General features: G+C 71.8%; 12 protein-coding genes, 1 tRNA gene and 1 pseudogene. 10 read left to right on the forward strand and 4 right to left on the reverse strand.

Features of this window, described 5'->3' with window-relative positions:
• Positions 1-273: 273 nt before the first annotated feature.
• Positions 274-1,767, reverse strand: a complete 1,494-nt coding sequence (locus tag IFR11_RS09580; RefSeq protein WP_191915994.1) for a SulP family inorganic anion transporter — start codon at positions 1,765-1,767, stop codon at positions 274-276.
• Positions 1,768-1,887: 120 nt separating this feature from the next.
• Between IFR11_RS09580 and IFR11_RS09585 the strand changes: the two genes are divergently transcribed.
• From IFR11_RS09585 to IFR11_RS09595, 3 genes are all read left to right on the forward strand, one after another.
• Positions 1,888-2,259 carry a MerR family transcriptional regulator gene (locus IFR11_RS09585; protein WP_191915995.1) on the forward strand — a complete coding sequence of 124 codons (372 nt, stop codon included), beginning with the start codon at positions 1,888-1,890 and terminating at the stop codon, positions 2,257-2,259.
• Positions 2,256-2,837, forward strand: a complete 582-nt coding sequence (locus IFR11_RS09590) for a GNAT family N-acetyltransferase (protein ID WP_070409471.1) — start codon at positions 2,256-2,258, stop codon at positions 2,835-2,837. Before IFR11_RS09585 ends, IFR11_RS09590 begins: the two co-directional genes overlap by 4 nt.
• A gap of 61 nt (positions 2,838-2,898) precedes the next feature.
• Positions 2,899-2,987, forward strand: a tRNA-Ser gene (locus IFR11_RS09595).
• A gap of 112 nt (positions 2,988-3,099) precedes the next feature.
• On the opposite strand, the gene IFR11_RS09600 is transcribed toward IFR11_RS09595, so the two are convergent.
• From IFR11_RS09600 to IFR11_RS09610, 3 genes are read right to left on the reverse strand one after another with little or no spacing between them, the layout of a single operon-like run.
• Positions 3,100-5,406, reverse strand: coding sequence for a transglutaminase TgpA family protein (locus IFR11_RS09600; protein ID WP_342030280.1), 2,307 nt, complete (start codon positions 5,404-5,406; stop codon positions 3,100-3,102).
• Complete coding sequence (locus tag IFR11_RS09605; RefSeq protein WP_191915996.1) at positions 5,393-6,613, reverse strand: DUF58 domain-containing protein; 1,221 nt, start codon at positions 6,611-6,613, stop codon at positions 5,393-5,395. Before IFR11_RS09605 ends, IFR11_RS09600 begins: the two co-directional genes overlap by 14 nt.
• Positions 6,614-6,620: 7 nt before the next feature.
• Positions 6,621-7,631 (reverse strand): AAA family ATPase, encoded by a 1,011-nt coding sequence (locus tag IFR11_RS09610; RefSeq protein WP_191916026.1) that lies wholly within the window; start codon positions 7,629-7,631, stop codon positions 6,621-6,623.
• Between the two features lie 200 nt (positions 7,632-7,831).
• Here IFR11_RS09610 and IFR11_RS09615 point away from each other — a divergent pair, with 200 nt between their 5' ends.
• From IFR11_RS09615 to IFR11_RS09640, 7 genes and pseudogenes are all read left to right on the forward strand, one after another.
• Complete coding sequence (locus tag IFR11_RS09615; RefSeq protein WP_055838521.1) at positions 7,832-8,764, forward strand: ROK family protein; 933 nt, start codon at positions 7,832-7,834, stop codon at positions 8,762-8,764.
• 93 nt (positions 8,765-8,857) lie between these two features.
• Positions 8,858-9,028 (forward strand): annotated as a pseudogene (locus tag IFR11_RS16780) (MarR family transcriptional regulator); the annotation flags it as partial.
• A gap of 123 nt (positions 9,029-9,151) precedes the next feature.
• On the forward strand, positions 9,152-10,069 hold the full coding sequence (locus IFR11_RS09620) for an ROK family protein (protein ID WP_342030283.1): 918 nt from the start codon (positions 9,152-9,154) through the stop codon (positions 10,067-10,069).
• A 137-nt stretch (positions 10,070-10,206) separates the two neighbouring features.
• A complete protein-coding gene (locus IFR11_RS09625; protein ID WP_055838514.1) occupies positions 10,207-11,565 on the forward strand; it encodes an extracellular solute-binding protein in 1,359 nt (452 codons plus the stop codon).
• 2 nt (positions 11,566-11,567) lie between these two features.
• Complete coding sequence (locus IFR11_RS09630; protein WP_055838512.1) at positions 11,568-12,500, forward strand: carbohydrate ABC transporter permease; 933 nt, start codon at positions 11,568-11,570, stop codon at positions 12,498-12,500.
• Positions 12,497-13,405, forward strand: coding sequence for a carbohydrate ABC transporter permease (locus IFR11_RS09635; RefSeq protein WP_244630687.1), 909 nt, complete (start codon positions 12,497-12,499; stop codon positions 13,403-13,405). Before IFR11_RS09630 ends, IFR11_RS09635 begins: the two co-directional genes overlap by 4 nt.
• Before the next feature lie 27 nt (positions 13,406-13,432).
• Complete coding sequence (locus IFR11_RS09640) at positions 13,433-16,459, forward strand: alpha-mannosidase (protein ID WP_191915997.1); 3,027 nt, start codon at positions 13,433-13,435, stop codon at positions 16,457-16,459.
• The last annotated feature ends 93 nt before the right edge of the window (positions 16,460-16,552 follow it).

Genomic DNA, 16,552 nt, shown 5'->3' on the forward strand with positions numbered 1-16,552 from the left:
GGGCCGGCTCCACGGCGCGCCGTCGGTGGTCACGGCCTCGCGCAGTCGGCGTGTGGCGGTGTCGCCCCGGCGTCGGCGCGTCGCGGTGCCCAGCGGAGGGCGTGGGATGAGGGGAGGACGTTTCTCGTCCTGGCATCCTCCCTGCGTCGCAGCTCCTCCGCTCCGCACGCCGTCGGCAGTCCGGGCCGCGCCCGCGTAACGCGACCCCGCCCAGCCGGCCCCGCGCAGCCGCCCCGCCCAGCCCGCGTGGCGCGCCCCGGTGCGCAGCCGGTGTCAGTGCCCGGCGCCGAGCCCACCGGTGAGGCGCCCGTGGAATCGGGCGGCGGCGGTGTTCATGCCCTGGAGTTCGACGGTCGTGCCCAGGTGCGCGTACTTGGTCTGAACGGCGTCGAGGGCGGCCACCGTCGAGGCGTCCCACACGTGCGAGCGCGACAGGTCGATGACCACGTGCGCTGGGTCGTGGTGGTAGGCGAACTTCGTCGTCAGGTCGTTGCTCGAGGCGAAGAACAGCTCGCCCTCGACGGTGTAGCGCGCCACCTCGCCGTCGACCTCGCGGGTCACCGTCGTCAGGCTCGCGACGCGGCGGGCGAACAGCACGGCCGCGGCGATCAGGCCCACGCCCACACCGATCGCGAGGTTGTGCGTCCACACCGTGATCGCGACGGTCGACACCATCACGACCGTCTCGCTCACCGGCATCCGGCGCAGGGTCGAAGGGCGGATGCTGTGCCAGTCGAACGTGGCGACCGAGACGACGATCATGACGGCCACGAGCACCGCCATCGGGATGATCGCGACGACGTCGCCGAACACGAGCACCAGCAGCAGCAGGAAGACGCCGGCCAGGAAGGTCGAGATGCGCGTGCGCGCGCCCGACGCCTTGACGTTGATCATCGTCTGGCCGATCATCGCGCAGCCGCCCATGCCCCCGAACAGGCCCGACAGCACGTTGGCCGCGCCCTGACCGAGTGACTCGCGCGTCTTCGACGAGGGGGTGTCGGTGATGTCGTCTACGAGGGCGGCGGTCATCAGCGATTCGAGCAGCCCGACGATCGCCATGGCCACGGCGAACGGCAGGATGATCGCGAGCGTCTCGCCGTTCAGCGGCACGTTCGGCAGCAGCAGCGACGGCAGGCTCTCGGGCAGCGCGCCCTGGTCGCCGACGGTCGGCACCGAGATGCCGAACACCACGGCAGCGCCGGTGAGCAGCACGATGGCCACGAGCGGCGCGGGCACGGCCTTGGTCAGTCGCGGCAGCAGGTACATGATCAGCAGCCCCGCCACGGCGATCGGATACACCGCCCAGGGCACGCCGATCAGCTGCGGCACCTGCGCCGTGAAGATGAGGATCGCGAGCGCGTTGACGAAGCCCACCATGACGCTGCGGGGGATGTAGCGCATGAGTTTGGCGACGCCGAGGAGGCCGAGGATCACCTGCAGGATGCCGCCGAGGATCACCGTGGCGAGCAGGTAGTCGACGCCGTGCTCGCGGGCGACGGGGGCGATGACGAGGGCGATCGCGCCGGTCGCGGCCGAGATCATGGCCGGGCGACCGCCGAGGAACGCGATGGCCACGGCCATCACGAACGACGAGAACAGTCCGAGGCGCGGGTCGACCCCGGCGATGATCGAGAAGGCGATCGCCTCGGGGATGAGGGCGATCGCCACCACGAGGCCGGCCAGCACCTCGCGGGTGAGCAGGCGGGGCGAGCGGAGTGCCTGCAGCACGGTCGGCTCGGGGCGCGGGCGCGCGAAGACGTCGGTCATGGAGATGCTCCCGGGAGACGCGGCGGAGGGATCCCGCCGATGAGCGGGGAGAATGAGGGGGTCGCGATCGCGACCGAACACACTCTACCGTAACGAGAGGGTTGCGGGATCGGGGATGCCATGAGCGACGCGCGACCGATGCAGATCGGCGAGCTCGCGGAGCGGACGGGCCTGTCGATCCGCACGCTGCGCCACTACGACGAGATCGGGCTCCTCGTGCCCTCCGCCCGCAGCGACGGCGGCTTCCGCCTCTACACGCCCGACGACGAGTCGCGCCTGCTGCTGATCCGCCGGATGAAACCGCTGGGCTATTCGCTCGAGCAGATGGGGGAGTTGCTCTCGGTGGTCGACGGCCTCGCCGACCGACCCGACGACGCCGCCCTCGGCGAGCGTCTCGAGGCCATCCGGACCGAGGCCACGGAGCGGCGCGAGACGCTTCGACGCCAACTCGACGCGGCCGACGAGTTCGTCGCCCAACTGGCCGCGCGATGACCGAGCACGACCTCGTCCTGCGCGGTCCCGACGTCGTGCTCACCCCCGCGCATCCCGACGACGCGACCGAGGCGTGGGCCCTCACCGACGCGGAGCTGTGGGCGGGCATGACGACCCCCTGGCCCGAGAGCGTCGAGGCTCACGCCGCGCGCATCGACCAGCAGCGGCAGACCCCGGGCCTGTTCGCGTTCACGGTCCGGGATGCCGTGACCTCCGGCATCCGGGGATCGACGACGTTCTACGACCACACGCCCGCGCAGGGCCGGGTCGAGATCGGGACGACCTGGTACGGCCGCGCATTCCAGGGCGGAAGGACCAACCCGGCGACGAAGCTGCTGCTGCTGACCCACGCTTTCGACGTGTGGGGGCTGAACCGAGTGGCGCTGCGGTGCGACAGCCGCAACACCCGCAGTGCCCGCGCGATCGAGCGGCTCGGCGCGACGCCGGAGGGGCGCCTGCGGCGGCACCGCATCAACGCCGACGGCACGGTGGGTGACACCCTGTACTTCTCGATCCTGCGCGACGAGTGGCCGGCCGTACGCGCGGGTCTCGAAGAACGGCTGCACGGTGCGCGGTGACCGACGTCGCCTCGGGGAGCGCGACTCGGACCGGCTCGAGTCCCGTGTAAGCTTTCCCGTTGGAAGTGTGTCCGAGCGGCCTAAGGAGCATGGCTGGAATCCATGTAGGCGGGGTAACTCGCCTCGCAGGTTCAAATCCTGTCACTTCCGCCGAACGAAGAGCGTCGTCCCTCACCGGGGCGGCGCTCTTCGCTTTCCCCCGGCGGACCGCGACGTCGACCCCGAGCAGAGCTCGGCCTCGACGCGCGACCGGTCCCGCCCCCTACCGTCCGACGGGTTCGCGCTCCGCGGACGCCGCACCCGGGCGCACGAGCAGCGAACGCGGCGCGAGTCGCGCGCCGAGGCGCCGGGGACGAGAGGCCGCGGCGGCGAGCGTGACGCGCGCCCGGTCGACGGCGTCGGCGAGGCCCGCTCCGGCGGAGGGGTCTATCGCGTCTCCGGCGTAGCTGACCTGCTCCAGCGCCGCGCGCAGCAGATCGAGGGCGTCGGCATCAGCGCCGTGGTCGGCGATCAGCCGCGCCGCGAACGCGCGGGGCGACTCGGCGGCGGGCGAGGGGATGCCGAGGTCGACGGCGTCTTCGCGCAGGGCGGTCCACGCGGCGACGGCGTCGCCCGCGCGCGCGGCGTGCAGACGTCGACGACGCACGACGAGGCGCACCACGGCGGGGGTGGCCGCGAGCAGCACGACCAGCAGACCGGCGAGCGCCGCCGGCACCCAGGCGGCACCCCGGCCCGCGCCGGTGCCGGTGCCGACGCCGTCCTGGTCGCCGACGTCGACGCGTCCGTCCTGCGAGGGCGCGGTCGACGGCTGGGCGCCGGGGGTGGCGGCATCCTGCTGCGGCGTGGCGGGGGCGTTGGACGCCCCGTTTTGCGACGACGAGGCGAAGTTCGTCGGCACGCCGAGGCTGTTCGTCGGTTCGAACGGCACCCATCCGATGCCCTCGAAGTACACCTCGGGCCACGCGTGCAGCTGGCTGGAGCTGACGACGAAGGTCGTCCGTCCGTCCGAGGGGGTCCCGGTCGCCGAACCCGGGAGGTAGCCCACCACGATGCGCGACGGCATGTCGAGCGTGCGCGCCATCACGGCGAACGCCGAGGCGTAGTGCACGCAGTACCCTGCGCGCACCTGCAGGAAATCGGCCACGGCGTCGAGCCCCGCTCCGTCGAAGCCCGAGTCGACCGGGGCGTCGAGCGAATAGCGGAACTCGCTGCTGCGGAACCAGGTCTGCAGGGCGATCAGCGCGTCGTACGGGTTCTGCGTGCCCGCCGTGACCTCTCGCGCGGTGTCGCCGATGATGGCGGGCACGTTCGCCGGGAGCGTGCGCACCGCGTCGCCGAGGTTGCCGCCGCCGACCGGCCGCGCGCGGATCTGCTCGAGGGTGGGACGCGCGACGGTCGACTGCACCTCGTACACCTGATCGCGCGTGGAGCCGGAGCGTGAGACGACGGTGCGGTTCTGCGGCATCCCGAGCCAGTCGCCCTGCAGACCCGTCACCGTGGAGGCCGGGTAGGGCACCGGCAACCAGGGGCTGTCGAGCTGGTCGACGTCGATGTCGGTGGTCCAGTCGGCCACCGCGATCTCGCCGTCGACGACGAGCGGGTCGAACACGGGTGCGTCGTCGCGCACGGGCACGGTGTCGGAGCTGTCGGGCTGCCACACCGAGCCGTCGAAGCTCGACAGGGTCACCGCGCGCAGGTAGGGCGCCGACGGCGCGGTCGTGCGCACGCTCAGCACGTCGACGTCGCGCGGCTGACGCAGGTCGTTGCCGAGTTCGAGGTTGGGGTTGATGGTCGTTCCCACCCCGCCCGTACCGCCCGAGGCGAAGCGCAGGCCGGGCTGGGGCAGCAGGGGGGTGGCGACGACGGCCACGATGACCGCGACGGCGGCGACGCCGAGGGCCGTCGCCGACGCGCCGACACGGCGCGGAGTCCTCGGGCGACGCGCGACGGGATCGGCCTGCAACCGCGCGCGGGTGTCGATGCGCAGCAGGAAGAGCAGAGCCGCGGCCAGCACGACGAAGCTCCAGACGTCGACGTCGGAGGGGATCGCGATCGTCGGGATGAGCGACACGGCGACCAGTCCCACGCCCGCGAGCAGGGGCATGCGCGCCGTCAGGACGACGTGATCGAGCACGATCGCCAGGGCCCCGAAGGCGGCGACCAAGAGGAAGCTCAGCCCGGTGGCGGCCGACACCGGGGCCACGCCGACGCGGATCTCCTCCGCCGCGGCGTCGAGCAGTCCGGGAACGGATGCCACGGTGGCCGGCGTCGGGATCAGCCCGAGCAGCGCGGTCGGACGCCCGAACATCGCCGTCAGCAGCACCACCCAGACGACGACCTCGACGAGGCTGGCCGCGAGGGCCGGCAGACGCGCGAGCCGCACGCCGAGACCCGCCGCGAGGACCGCCGCCGAAAGACCGGCGGCGCCCGCCACCCACGAGCCCGGGGCGATGACCGAGAACGCCGGCAGCATCGCCGCGGCGAGGGCGACGAACAATCCGATGCTGAGCAGTGTCGCATCGCGTCGGCGCCGCGGGGAGCGCAGCACCGTCACATCACCGGTCGACACGGGTGTACCCCTGTTCCATCGCTGCGTCCCAGCTCTCGGCGATGTCGCCGCGGGGTCGCAGGGTGCTCGCGCGCCAGCCGGCGTGCCGAAGCGCGTCGAGCTCGGTGTGCTCGGCCACCGCGAGCAGCACCGCGAGAGACGATCGCGGAGCGGTCGATCCGAGAGCGGCGCGGTCGTCGGGGGTCAGCGCGCCCGTGACGACCACGAGCGGTCCGAGCAGGGCGGCGGCCGAGGCGGGCAGCACGCGCCGCGATTCGTCGTCGGGCCGCGCCGTGAGCGTGGCGAACATCGCCGCGGCAGCGCGCGCCTCGACGTCATCGCCCCCCTCGACGGGGTCGACCAGCAGGGTGCCGTCGCTGTCGACGACGTCGACCGTGTACCCCTCGTGCACGAGGCGCGCGAGAACCGAGACGCAGGCGCTCACGGCCGTCTCGAACGCGGGGTCGCTCGCGGGGGCGAGCGCAGCGGCCGGCGACCAGCGCGAGACGGCGCGGTCGAGGACGACGGTCGCCGCGGGGCTGGACTCCTGCTCCTCCTGGCGCACCATGAGCATGTCGCGGTGCGCGGTGGCGCGCCAATGGATGCGGCGCATCGAATCGCCGGGCGCGTAGGGACGGGCGACGAGGTTGTCGGCCCCCTGTCCCAGCTGCAGCGCGGCGGTCTGCCGTGTTCCCCCGGCCTCTCCCGACGCTGACGGCAGGGCCGCGAGGTCGATCATGGCCGGGGCGACGGTGACGGGGGTCGGTCGGCCCAGGCGCAGGCGTCGCCGGAGCACCCCGAACGGATCGGTCGTGGTCACCTCGAGCGGTCCGAGCGAATGGATGCCGCGCGCCGCGCCGACGACGTCGTAACGCAGCTCCACCGCGGCGGCGGCGGGGAAGCTGCCCCGGGCGCGCCCCGCGAGGCCGGCGGGAACGACGTCGCTCCATCGCCCGGCCGACGCGGGGAGGGCGCTGCGCAGACCCGCGCGCACGACCACCTCGGCCCGAGCGCCGACCTCGGGCACATCGGGTGAGACCGCGCGGGTCACCTCGCCCGCGCCGCGGGTCAGCAGCAGCACGACGGCCGAACCCGCGAGCAGCGCGACGAGCAGCGTGCCGAAGTACATCAGTTCGGGGATGCCGGCTTGCCGCGCCACCACGAACGACGTCACCGCCAGCACCAGCGCCCCCGTGCCTCGCAGGGTGAAGGGCCAGAGTCGACTCACGCGGGGCTCACGGTCGCGGGGCGAGCGGCACGCGCACGCTGGCGGCGATCCGATCGAGCGCCTCGGCGACCACCGCGGCTCCGGCACGCCCACCGGCCGCCGAGCGATTGGCGATGAGGCGGTGGGCGAAGACGGGCGACAGCAGCGCGGTGAGGTCGTCGGGAATGACGTACGAGCGCCCGTCGAGGGCCGCGCGCACCTTCGCCGCGCGCACGAGCTGCAGTGTCGCGCGCGGGCTGGCGCCCAGACGGATGTCGGGGTGGCTGCGGGTGGCCTGCGCGAGCGCCACGACGTACTCTTCGAGCGCGGGGGCGAGGTGAACACCGCGTGCCCACGCGATCATCGCGGTCACCTGTTTGGCCGTGACGGCGGGCGTCAGGGCGTCGAGCGGATTGACCGTTTCGCGCTGGCGCAGCATGAGCGCCTCGGCCGCGGCATCGGGGTAGCCCATCGAGATGCGCAGCAGGAAGCGGTCGCGCTGCGCCTCGGGAAGGGCGTACGTGCCCTCCATCTCGAGGGGGTTCTGGGTCGCGACGACCAGGAACGGCGAGGGGAGCACGTGCGTGCGCCCGTCGACGGTCACCTGGCGCTCCTCCATCGCCTCGAGCAGCGACGACTGCGTCTTGGGGGAGGAGCGGTTGATCTCGTCGGCGATGACGATGTGGGCGAACACCGCGCCGGGGGTGAATTCGAACTGCCGCTGGACCGGGTTGAACACCGACACGCCCGTGATGTCGCCGGGCAGCAGGTCGGGGGTGAACTGGATGCGACGGACGTCGGCGTCGACGGTCGCGGCCAGCGCCCGCGCGAGCATGGTCTTACCCACGCCCGGCACGTCTTCGATGAGCAGGTGGCCCTCGGCCAGCAGCGCGATCAGGGCACTCCGCACGGCATCCGGCTTGCCGTCGATGACGCGCGAGATGGATGCGACGATCTCCCCGGTCAGACGGGCGAACGTCGCCGCGGTGAGCGGCTCGTCGATCCCGGGGCGTGCGGGGGCGGTGTCGGAGCGGCGCATCCGTGAGGCCGCATCGGGCATGACCGTCTCGTCCATGGCATCCCTTGGGTCGCGAGCGGAGGCGCGTCGTGGCCACCGTGACCTGATCGTAACCCGGGCCGCGGACACCGGGGCCCGAAACCAGCGGGTGCCCAGGCGTCACTCGGCCGATGCACCGGCCCCTAGGATCGGGGAGCGTTGATCCACCCGAGGAGCCGCGCATGTCCGATGCCACCCCGTCCCTGCCCGCTTTCACCCACGTGCTCGCCGTCGACATCGGCGGGACCAAGGTCGATGCGGCCCTCGTGTCGGTCTCGGGCGAGGTGGTGCGCGAGAGCGTGACCCGCCGTCCGACCGGCCGCGAGAACGATCGCGCGACCATCGCGAGCAACGTGCGCGCAGCCGCCGAAGAAGCGCTCGCCGCGGTCCCCGGGGCCACCGTCGGGGCGATCGGGGTGGGCAGCGCCGGTCCCGTCGACCTGCCGTCGCGCTCGGTCTCGCCGCTGAATCTGCCGCTGGCGGCGGGCCTTCCGATCGACGACGTCCTGGCGGGCCTCGTCGACGGCCCCCTGCACCTCGCCCTCGACGGCACGTGCATCGCGCTCGCCGAGCACTGGCGCGGCGCCCTGGTCGGGTGCGACGACGCGATGGCCATCGTCGTGTCGACCGGGGTCGGCGGGGGCTTCGTGCTGGGAGGCCACCCCGTCACGGGTGCGAGCGGCAACGCGGGGCACCTCGGTCAGACCTTCGTGCGCACGATCGAGGGCGATGAGGTCGTGGCCTCCACGCTCGAGGCCGTCGCCGCCGGGCCCGGCACCGTCGCGTGGGCGCGCACCCAGGGCTGGACGGGCGAGACGGGTCTCGATCTGGCGGCCTCGCACGCCGCGGGAGACGCGATCGCGATCGCGGCCGTGAGCCGCTCGGCGACCGCGGTCGGGCAGGCGATCGCGGCGGCGGCGACGCTCTGCGACTTCGAGGCGGTGGCCATCGCCGGCGGGTTCTCCCAGGTCGCCCCCGACTACGTCGATCAGGTGCGCGCCGCAGCCCACGCGGCGTCGTTGCACGCCTACGCCCGCCGGTGCCGCGTGGTGGGTTCGGGTCTCGACGGTGACGGTCCGCTGCTCGGCGCGGCGGCGCTGGCGCTGCAGTCCTGACCTCCCACGGTGTCGCTGCGCCGCGTGGGGTCGATCCCCGCTCGGGCGTAATCTGAGGCGCAGGGCCCGCGCCGCGGACCGACGAGCGGAGGCGGGGCCATGCGTACGGGATCCAACCTGCCCGCCGTGGGCGAGTACAACCAGACGCTGGTGCTCGACCTCATCCGCCGCTCGCCCGAGGGGCTCAGTCGCGTGGAGCTCTCGGCACGCACGGGGCTGAGCGCCCAGACGCTGAGCAACGTGACGCGCCGTCTCGCCGACGAGGGACTCATCGTCGAGGCCGGCAAGGTCATCTCGGGACCGGGAAAGCCCCGCACCCTGCTCAAGCTGCAGCCGCGCTCGCGTTTCGCGGTCGGGGTGCACCTCGACCCCGTCGTCGACACGATCGTGGTCGTCGACATGGCGGGCGAGGTGATCGCGCACGACGAGATCCCGCGTCTGCCGCACGCCGATGCCGCTGAGCTCGTGGAGGCCGTGGGCGCCGCCGTCGACGCGATCGTCGAGCGCGCCGGCATCCCGCGGGAACGCGTGCTCGGCGTCGGCGTTGCGGCCCCGGGCCCCTTCGACGCGCGCGGGGGCCGGCTGCTCGACCCGCCCCTGCTTCCGCAGTGGCACAACGTCCACGTTCGCGAGGATCTCGGGGCGGTGACCGGGCTTCCCGTCGTCGTCGAGAAGGACGTCACCGCGGCCATGATCGGCGAGATGTGGTTCGACCGCTCCGACGTGCTGAGCGACGCGATGTTCCTGTACTACGGCGCCGGAGTCGGCCTGGGAGTCGCCATCTCGGGCGCTCCGGTGCGCGGACGCACCGGCAACGCCGGCGGCATCGCGCACGTGGTCGTCGATCCCGACGGACCGCCCTGCGCGTGCGGGTCGCGCGGGTGCCTCGGGGTGTCGATCGAGCCGCGCGTGCTGTTGGCCGAGGCGGGCTACGACGCGGTCTCCGCCGACGACACGCGCCCCGATCTCGACCGTCTCGTGCGCGAAGCACGCGACGGGCACGCTCCCGCCGTCGCGGTGCTGCAGCGCACGGGGGAGCGGATCGCGCGCGCGCTGGTCGTGACGAACAACCTGCTCGACGTCGACGAGGTGGTGCTGGGGGGGCCCGTCTGGGAGCGTCTGGCCGAGGTGCTGCACGACACGGTCGCCACCCGCGTGGCGACCGACCCGGTGTCGACGTCGACGCGGGCGATCGTCGTCCGCGCCTCGAGCGTGGGCCTCGACGTCGCGGCCGTCGGCGCCGCCTGCCTCATGCTCGACGGGGCCTTCGCGGCTCGCCCGGCGCGCATGATGATCGCGATCTGACCCGGAATCCCGCGGGTCATAGCGCGCCGTGTCCGGATCGTTACGTCGGTGGCAGCCGCGCGACTTGCCGAGTTAGTCCATTTGATTTATAAAAGGTTCTGGCGACGCGGTGTCTCCACCCGAGCAAGGGAGCTTCCATGAAGAAACTGACGATGGCGGGCGGTCTTCTGACCGCGACCGCCCTGACCGTGGCCCTGGCCGGCTGCTCCGGCGGCAGCGGCGACGCGGGCGACGCGAACACCATCCGCGTGGCGTACCAGACCACGGCGACCTTCAACTCGATGCAGACGTTGATGGAGAACGCCAAGACGCAGTACGAGGCCGCGCACGAGGGCATGACGGTCGAGCTCGTCCCGATCCAGGCCGAGGGCGCCGACTACTACACGAAGCTCGCGCTGATGAACAAGTCGGCCAGCACCGCCCCCGACGTGCAGTACGAAGACACGTTCAAGATCCAGTCCGACGCGGCCGCCGGCTACCTGCTGCCCCTCGACGACTACCTCGCGAAGTGGGAGGACTGGTCGCAGTTCGCCGAGGGCGCCAAGCAGGCCGGCCTCGGACCCGACGGCAAGACCTACGGCGTCTCGCTCGGCACCGACACCCGCGGCCTCTGGTACAACAAGGCCGTCTTCACCGCCGCCGGCATTCCCGTGCCGTGGCAGCCGAAGACCTGGGACGACGTGCTCTCGGCCGCCGAGAAGGTCAAGTCCTCGAACCCCGACGTCATCCCCCTCAACGTCTACTCCGGCAAGACCGCCGGTGAGGCCGCGTCCATGCAGGGCCTCGAGATGCTGCTCTACGGCACCGAGGACACGCTCTACGACACCGACGCCAAGAAGTGGGTCGTCGGCAGCCAGGGCTTCAAGGATTCGCTGCAGTTCGTCTCCGACGTCTACCAGGGCGGCCTCGGCCCGTCGCTGCAGCAGGCGCTCGACCCCAACATCTTCACCAGCGTGACGGCCGATTGGCTGCCGTCGGGCAAGCTCGCCATGGCGCTCGACGGCTCGTGGCAGTCGGCCGCGTGGGTCGAGGGCGGCTCGGCCGCGTGGCCGGAGTGGAGCGACGCCCTCGGCATCGCCGCCATGCCGACCCAGGACGGTCAGGCTCCCGGCTCCACGAGCATGTCGGGCGGCTGGACCCTCGCGATCGGCAAGAACACCAAGAACGCCGACGCCGCGTGGGACTTCCTCTCGACCGCGGTGAACAAGGACAACGCCACCGCGTACGGCATCGACAACAGCCAGATCGCCGTGCGTGCCGACGTCGCCGAGTCGAGCGAGTACCTCGACGCGAACCCGAGCTTCAAGACCTTCTCGAGCTTCGTCGACACCACCCACTTCCGCCCCGCCACCGAGGACTACGACAAGATCTCCAACCAGATCCAGGTCGCCATGGAGGCCGTCATGACGGGCCAGTCCAGCGTCGATGACGCCGCCGCCGCCTACGACCAGGCCGTCATCGGCATCGTCGGCGAAGAGAACACCCAGCAGGGCTGATCGTGACCGCCCTGGCTTCCCCCGGGGCGACCGGAACCGGCCGGGGGTCGCGCGTGAAGACGCGCGGCCTCCGGTCGTCGGCCCGGGCGCTCCCCCTTCTGCCGGCAGCCCTGCTGCTCGCGGTGTTCCTGCTCGGCCCCATCCTGGTGTCGCTGTGGGGTTCCCTCACCAACGCCACCCTCTCGGGGTCGACGGCCGTGGACTCGCAGTTCATCGGGTTCGACAACTACACGCAGCTCTTCCAGGCCCCCGACTTCCCGGTCTCGGTGATCAACACGATCGTGTTCGTGTTCTTCTCCGCCGTGATCGGTCAGAACGTGCTCGGCCTCGCTCTGGCGCTCATGATGCGCTCGGCGAACCGGGTCGTCACCGCGGTGGTCGGCACGATCGTCGTGACCGCGTGGGTGCTGCCGGAGATCGTCGCCGCGTTCGCCGCGTACGCCTTCTTCCGCGACAACGGCACGCTCAACGGCATCCTCGCGATCTTCGGTGCGGAGCCGGTGAGCTGGCTGTTCACGATGCCGGTGCTCATGATCATCTTCGCCAACATCTGGCGGGGCACGGCGTTCTCGATGATGGTCTACTCGGCCGCCCTCGCCGACGTCCCGCCCGAGATCACCGAGGCCGCCGAGGTCGACGGTGCCAGCGGCATCAAGCGCCTCTTCTTCATCACGATCCCGATGATCCGTTCCACCATCGGCACCAACTCGATGATCGTCACCCTGCAGACCCTCTCGGTCTTCACCCTGATCTTCGTCATGACCGGCGGTGGCCCGGGCAACAAGAGCACGACGCTGCCGATCCTCGCCTACCAGCAGGGTCTGAAGTTCGGCGAGCTGGGCTACGGCACGGCCATCGCGACGATCATGCTGCTCATCGGTGCGGTCTTCTCCTTCTTCTACGTCCGCGCCCTGCGCGAGGAGGTCTCGTCATGACCACCGCCACACTCCCCGAGGTGTCGGGCCGCACCCGGTCCGCCGCCCGAGCACCGAAGCGCACGAAGGCGTCCCTGTCGTCGCCCCGCACCCGCGTGCTGAGCTGGCTCTCGAACACGCTGCTGATCGTCGTCGCCATCCTGTTCGTGGTGCCGCTCATCTGGCTGGTCACCGCCTCGCTCGACGCGCAGCCGACGCTGGCGATCAAGATGCCCGAGGTCGTCACGCTCGACAACTTCGCCGCCGTGATGAAGCCCGACCTGCTGTTCCTGCCGCTGTGGAACAGCGTGATGCTCGCGGGTGGCACCGCGATCGCGACGGTCGTGCTCGCGTCGCTGGCGGCGTATCCGCTGTCGCGCTACAAGATGCGCGTCGGAAAGCCGTTCCTCTACGCGGTGCTGTTCGGCACGTGCCTGCCGATCACGGCGATCATGGTGCCCGTCTACAGCCTGTTCGTTCAGCTGAACCTCATCGACTCGGTCGGCGGGACGATCCTGTTCCTCACCGCCAGCGCGCTGCCCATCGCGATCTGGATGATGAAGAACTTCATGGACGGCGTCCCCGTCGAGCTCGAGCACGCCGCATGGATGGACGGCGCGGGTTCGATGCGCACGCTCGTGCAGATCGTGCTCCCGCTCATGCGCCCCGGCATCGCCGTGGTGTTCATCTTCACGTTCATCCAGGCGTGGGGGAACTTCTTCGTGCCCTTCGTACTGCTGCTCAGCCCCGACTACCAGCCGGCGGCCGTCAGCATCTTCAACTTCTTCGGGTCGTTCGGAGCCGTGGCGTACGGCCAGCTCGCCGCGTACTCGATCGTCTACTCCCTTCCCGTCCTCGGCCTGTACGTCCTCGTGCAGCGCGGCCTCGGTGGCCCGTCGGCACTCGCCGGCGCCGTCAAGGGCTGACCCGTCCCCCCAGACAAGGAACATTCCATGCACGACCGCACCGCGCTCATCGAGATGCGCATCGACCGCTTCATCCGCGAGCGGCTCGCCCCCGCCGTCTACCGCACGCGCGAACCCCTCGACGTCTCGGCCTGGGAGGCCCCGGGCGAGCCCGTGACCTTCGCCGAGGCCCGGGATGCCGCATACCGTCCCTTCGCCGTCGGCACGCCGTGGGGCCGGGCGTGGGGGACCACCTGGTTCGCCGTGTCGGGTCGGATCCCGACCCACTGGCGCGACGCCGCGGGCGACCTGCCCGAGGGCACGGTGGCCGAGCTGGTCATCGACCTCGGCTTCACCGCCGGCCAGAGCGGCTTCCAGTGCGAGGCCCTCGTCTGGAACCGCGACGGGGCGCCGATCAAGGGCGTCTCGCCGTTCAACAACGCCACCCCGGCGGCCCTCGACGCGGACGGCCGCGTCGACGTGCTCGTCGAGGCCGCGTCGAACCCCGACGTGGGAAGCCTCTTCACCTTCGAGCCCACGCACCTGGGCGACCTCGCCACCGCGGGCGACGCTCCTCTCTATACGCTCCGCGACATGTCGATCGGTCTGCGCGACCTCGCCGTGTGGGAGCTGCTGCAGGACTTCCGTCTGCTGCAGGGCCTGCTCGCCGAACTCGACGCGACCTCCGCGCGCCGCGCGACCCTGCTGCAGGGCATGGATGCCGCGATCGACGCGGTCGATCCCGACGACGTCGCGGGCACGGCCCCGGTCGCCCGCGAGGTGCTGGCTCCGCTGATGGCCGCGCCCGCGGCATCCAGTGCGCACGTGCTGCACGCCGTCGGCCACGCCCACATCGACTCGGCCTGGCTCTGGCCGGTGCGCGAGACCGCTCGCAAGGTCTCGCGCACGTTCAGCAACGTGCTCTCGCTCATGGACGAAGACCCCGAGTTCGTGTTCGCGAGCTCGTCGGCGCAGCAGTTCGCCTGGATGAAGGAGCACTACCCGGCCCTCTGGGAGCGGCTGAAGGCGCGTGTCGCCGAGGGGCGCTTCGTGCCCGTGGGCGGCATGTGGGTCGAGTCCGACACCAACATGGTCGGCGGCGAGGCCATGGCCCGTCAGTTCGTCGAGGGCAAGACGTTCTTCCTCGACGAGTTCGGCATCGACACCGAAGAGGTGTGGCTCCCCGACTCGTTCGGTTACAGCGGCGCGCTGCCGCAGATCATGAAGGCCGCGGGGGCGCGTTGGTTCCTCACGCAGAAGATCTCGTGGAACGAGACCAACCGCATCCCGCACCACACCTTCCGCTGGGAGGGCATCGACGGCTCGCGCATCTTCACCCACTTCCCGCCGGTCGACAAGTACAACTCCGAGGTCACCGCGGCCGACCTCGCCCACGCCGAGCGCAATTTCTCGGACAAGGGTCGTGCGCGCACCTCGCTCCTGCCCTACGGCTTCGGTGACGGCGGCGGCGGACCCACCCGCGAGATGACCGCGACGATCGCCCGCACGCACTCGCTCGAGGGCGCGCCGATCGTGAAGCACTCCACCCCGCGGGAGTTCTTCGAGACGGCCGAGGCCGAGTACGCCGACCCCGCCGTCTGGGCGGGGGAGCTGTACCTCGAGTTCCACCGCGGCACCTACACCAGCCAGCTCCGCACCAAGCAGGGCAACCGTCGCAGCGAGCACCTGCTGCGCGAGGCGGAGCTGTGGGCGGCGACCGCGACCGTGCGCACGGGAGCCGCCTACCCGGCCGAGACGTTCCAGCGGCTGTGGCGTCTGGTGCTGCTGCAGCAGTTCCACGACATCCTGCCCGGCACCTCGATCGCCTGGGTGCACCGCGACGCCGAGCGCAACTACGAGGCCATCGCCGCCGAGCTCGAACAGGTCATCGCCGACAGCCTCCGCGCCCTCGTGGGCACCGGCGACCGAGCGGTCGTGGCCAACGCCGCCCCGCACCGTCGCGCCGGCGCCCCCGCGCTCGCGATCGCCCCCGTCACGCCCGCGGGCGACGTCGCCCCGCGCGCCGCGGGCGAGGCGTTCGTGCTCGACAACGGCATCGTGCGCGCCGAGATCGACGGCCGGGGCCTGATCGTCTCGCTCGTGGATCTGGCATCCGGTCGCGAGGTCGTTCCGACGGGGCAGGTGGCGGGACTGTTCGAGGTGTTCCGTGACACGCCCACCCAGTGGGACGCGTGGGACATCGACGAGACGTACCGCCGACACGTCACGCCCCTCGACGCGGCCGACAGCGTACGCATCGAGGGCGACGCCCTCGTCGTCGAGCGATCCTTCGGCGAATCAACTCTCGTCACGCGCATCGCGCTCGGCGAGGGGGCGCGCACCGTGCGTCTGTCGCTCGACGTCGACTGGCACGAGCAGCAGAAGCTGCTCAAGCTCGGCGTCCCCGTCGACGTGCACACCGACCGCGCGGCATCCGAGATCCAGTTCGGGCACATCGTGCGCCCGACCCACACGAACACGTCGTGGGATGCCGCGCGTTTCGAGACCGCCGCGCACCGCTGGGTGCGTGTCGCCGAGCCCGGCTTCGGCGTCGCGGTGACGAACGACTCCACGTACGGCCACGACATCACGCGGCACGAGCGGGCGGCGGGCGGCACGTACTCGCTGGTGCGCCTGTCGATCATCCGCTCGGCGGTCTTCCCCGACCCCGGTCAGGATCAGGGCGCGCATCACCTCGAGGTGGGCATCGTCGTCGGCGCCGACGTGGTCGACGCGGTGGCCGAGGGCTACCGCACCAACCTGCCGGCCCGCGTCGTGGCCGACGCGGCCGAGGAGTCGGTCGCCCCGCTCGTCGCGATCGACGAGCCCGGCGTGGTCGTCGAGGCGGTCAAGCTCGCGCAGGACGGCTCGGGAGACGTGATCGTCCGCCTGTACGAGGCCCTCGGCCAGCGCTCGCACGCGCGGCTCGAGGCGGGCTTCGAGGTCGACGGCGTCATCGAGACCGATCTGCTCGAACGCGAGACCGACGCCGTCGCGGTGTCGAACGTCGCGGGCGGCGCGGTCGAGCTCGACCTGCGCCCCTTCCAGCTGGTGACGCTGCGGCTGAAGCGCTGACGACGGGCGCCGTCGGGCGCGAGAGAGACGCGGTGCGGCCGGGGTGCGAGATGCCCCCGGCCGCATCGTTCGTTCGCGGGTGCCCTGCCGGGG

Origin of the sequence: Microbacterium sp. CFBP 8801 (assembly GCF_014839455.1) — a bacterium.
Lineage (GTDB): Bacteria > Actinomycetota > Actinomycetes > Actinomycetales > Microbacteriaceae > Microbacterium.